Here is a 2,941-nt window from a genome sequence, read left to right on the forward strand (position 1 = left end):
CGTACGAGCGGCCTACCTGACGGCCTCGGCGTGGGCCGGCCGTTCCACCCGCACCTGCTGGCCGTAGTCGGAGAACGTCATGGTCACCCGGGTGGCGGCTCCGCAGTGGACGGTGGATGACCTCCCGGCTGCTGGCCCGGCTCGCTCCCGGCCTGGGCGGGTCGCTGATCTGCGCGGCGCGGCGGCTGGGCGCCCCGCCACCGCCACGGAACAGCGCGTGATCGTGATATTGACAAAGGGCTATCATGGAGGTTCCGTCGTCGACCGGGGGACCTCATGGCGCGCCTGTTCAACTGGGTCGTCAACAATCTCGACGCGTTCATCGGGCTGATCCTGGCCGTGACCGTGGCGGTCCTCGGGCTGACCAACGCGGTGAGCCAGGACGTGGTCAACAGCGCGATCCTGCTGGTCCTCGGGCTGCTCGCCCAAGCGGTGCTGCGGGACCGGCTGCGCCGCGAGACCCGGGAGCAGCAGGTGCGGCAGGTCGTGCGGGACACCCGCGACCGGCTCACCGAACTGGTGCCGCAGATGCGCGAGATCACCGGCCCGGAAGGGGCGCTCAACCGGGCCCGCGAGGCGATCGACAGCGTCTCGATGGTCCGCGTGCTGCACGGCAGCGAGGTGGGACAGGCCCTGGCCGAGGCCCGCCGGCACACCGACCGGTGGAACTTCAAGGGCGGCACCGGCACCTACACCCGGGCGGTCACCCTCCCCGAGTGCCTGGAGCACGCCCGCGCCCGCAACGCCACCCTGCACGTCGCCATCGAGATCATCGACCCCACGGACGAGGCGGTCTGCGAGCGGTACGCGCGGTTCCGGCGCAGCCTCGCCCCGGACGCGCCGGGGGAGCGGTGGACGGTCGACCGGACCCGCAAGGAGTCGTACGCGACCGTGCTGGCCGCCTGCTGGCACCTGCAACGCTCCGGCCTGCTCACCATCGACGTGCGGCTCTCCGCCCAGATGACCACCTTCCGGTACGACCTCTCGTCGAGCTGCGTCATCATCACCCAGGAGAATCCGCAGACCCCGGCGCTGCGGATCGACCGCAAGGAGCTCTACTACAACCGCTACAACATCGAGCTGCAGTACAGCCGGGAGCAGAGCCGGCGGGTGCCGATCGAGGCCGCCGCGCAGGTCAAGCTCGACGACGAGCCCTCCGTGGAGCAGGTCCGTCGGCTCTTCACCGCGCTCGGGCTGCCGCTGCCCCGGTCCTTCGGCGACCGCGAGGTCGCCGACATCGTCGGCCGGGCCGTCCAGGCGAGGAACCCGTACGCATGATGAGCTACGCCGACCTCGAACGGGAGATCGACCGGGGCACCCGGCCGGAGCTGCTGCGCGACTGGGTGCTGGCGGTCCTCGGGGACGTCGCCGACGGACGCCGGTCGCTGCGGGCCGTCCGTCACCCGCTCGGCTTCACCTGCCTGCCGGTGGAGCGCGACGGGCCGGACGGCATCTGCGTGCACGCCTGGCCGGCCGCCCCGCCGCCGGTGCGGCCGACCACCTCGACCATGCACTCGCACAGCTGGGACCTGCTCAGCCACGTGCTGCACGGGCGGGTCCGCAACGAGCTGATCGACGTCTCCGACGCGCCCGCCCACCCCGCCTTCCGGGTGTACGAGGTGCACAGCCGCGGCGACGTCGACGAGATGGCCGCCACCGACCGGCTGGTCACCGCGGTCACCGCCACCGTGGAGACGCACGCCGCCGGTGACTCGTACGCGCTGCGCGCCGGCGGCTTCCACACCTCCGAGGTGGACCCCGGGCGGCCGGCGGTGACCGTGGCGCTCGGCCGGACCACGCCCGGCGTGGCCGACCTGAGCCTCGGCGCGGTGGAGGGGCGCAGTCACCGGATCCGCCGGGACCGGTGCGACACGGCGGAGACCGCGCGGCTGGCGCGCGAGATCGCCCACCTGGTGGCACGGGGCTGAATGGCGGGAGGAACCATGGACGTGGAGCCGAGCAGATGCGCCGGACCTGACCTGCGCGACGCGCACCGGTTCGCGGTGGAGGCGGCCCGCGACGCCGGGCGGCTGCTGCGCCGCGGCGCCCGGGGCCACTTGCACGCCCGGGCCAAGAACGCCACCGGCGACCTGGTCACCGACCTGGATCTGGCCGCCGAACGGCTGATCGTCGACCGGATCCGGGCCCGCTGGCCCGAGCACGGGGTGATCGCCGAAGAGGGCGGCGAGTACGCCCCGGACCAGTCCTGGGCGTGGCTGGTCGACCCGCTCGACGGCACCAACAACGTGGCCATCGGGCTGCCCGCCTTGACGGCGGCCTCCGCCTGCCCGCGGCCCGGGTCCTCGACCGTGGTCTCGTACCAGGTCGGCGCGGGCCAGCCGGCGGCGTCGAGGGCGCCGTTCACGGTCTGGCGGAAATCGTCGAGATCGGTCACCTTGGCGGGGTTGACCACCACCGCGCAGCGCGGCGCGGGGTTGTCCGCGGTCACCGGGCGCTTGTCCTCTGCACCGTCCACGGCGTCAGTGTGCAGCAGATCCGGCCGGTCAGCGAGCCGACGCGGACCGACGTTGCAAGGACCGCAATCAGGTTTGACCGCGGCGGCGACGGGGGAGTGCCGTCAGGCCGCCGTGCGCAGCGCGGCCTCCACCCGGCGGCGCAGGTCGTCGAGGTCGGCGCCGGCCTCGGTGAGCACCAGCGCGGCCAGGCCGTTCCCCTCCCGGAGCAGGCCGAGCAGGATGTGCTCGGTGCCGATGTAGTGGTGCCGCAGCCGGAGTGCCTCGCGCAGCGACAGCTCCAGCACCTTCTTGGCCCGGGGTGAGAACCGGCCGTCGTCGTGCCGGCGGCGGCCGCCCCACCAGCGACGCGGGGCGGGCGGGGCTTCGCGCAGCGCGTCCGGGCCGAACCACACCTCCAACCCGCCGACGAACGCGGCCAGGTCCAACCCGAACACGCGCAGCGCCCCGCGGACCGCCTCGCCCAG

2 protein-coding genes and 2 pseudogenes are annotated in these 2,941 nt (G+C 73.6%); 3 read left to right on the forward strand and 1 reads right to left on the reverse strand.

From position 1 onward, the window contains the following. The first annotated feature begins 276 nt into the window (after nucleotides 1–276). The 3 genes and pseudogenes from ACWEVO_RS34045 to ACWEVO_RS34055 form a co-directional block, all read left to right on the forward strand. The gene (locus ACWEVO_RS34045; protein WP_452311524.1) at nucleotides 277–1,278 is read left to right on the forward strand and encodes a hypothetical protein; all 1,002 of its coding nucleotides are present in this window, start codon (nucleotides 277–279) and stop codon (nucleotides 1,276–1,278) included. Continuing rightward, nucleotides 1,275–1,928, forward strand: a complete 654-nt coding sequence (locus ACWEVO_RS34050; RefSeq protein ID WP_452311525.1) for a hypothetical protein — start codon at nucleotides 1,275–1,277, stop codon at nucleotides 1,926–1,928. The genes ACWEVO_RS34045 and ACWEVO_RS34050 overlap by 4 nt, the downstream gene beginning before the upstream one ends. A 15-nt stretch (nucleotides 1,929–1,943) precedes the next feature. After that, nucleotides 1,944–2,213 (forward strand): annotated as a pseudogene (locus ACWEVO_RS34055) (inositol monophosphatase family protein); the annotation flags it as partial. 392 nt (nucleotides 2,214–2,605) lie between these two features. On the opposite strand, the pseudogene ACWEVO_RS34060 reads toward ACWEVO_RS34055, so the two are convergent. Further along, a pseudogene (locus tag ACWEVO_RS34060) lies at nucleotides 2,606–2,782 on the reverse strand (Clp protease N-terminal domain-containing protein); the annotation flags it as partial. Nucleotides 2,783–2,941: the final 159 nt, after the last annotated feature.

The sequence above is a fragment of the Micromonospora sp. NPDC003776 genome (assembly GCF_053605645.1).

What these genes read in the sequence shown, in the direction of transcription:
- ACWEVO_RS34045 (WP_452311524.1), top strand. Translation starts at nt 277, where the DNA reads ATGGCGCGCCTGTTCAACTGGGTCGTCAACAATCTCGACGCGTTCATC.
- ACWEVO_RS34050 (WP_452311525.1), top strand. Translation starts at nt 1,275, where the DNA reads ATGATGAGCTACGCCGACCTCGAACGGGAGATCGACCGGGGCACCCGG.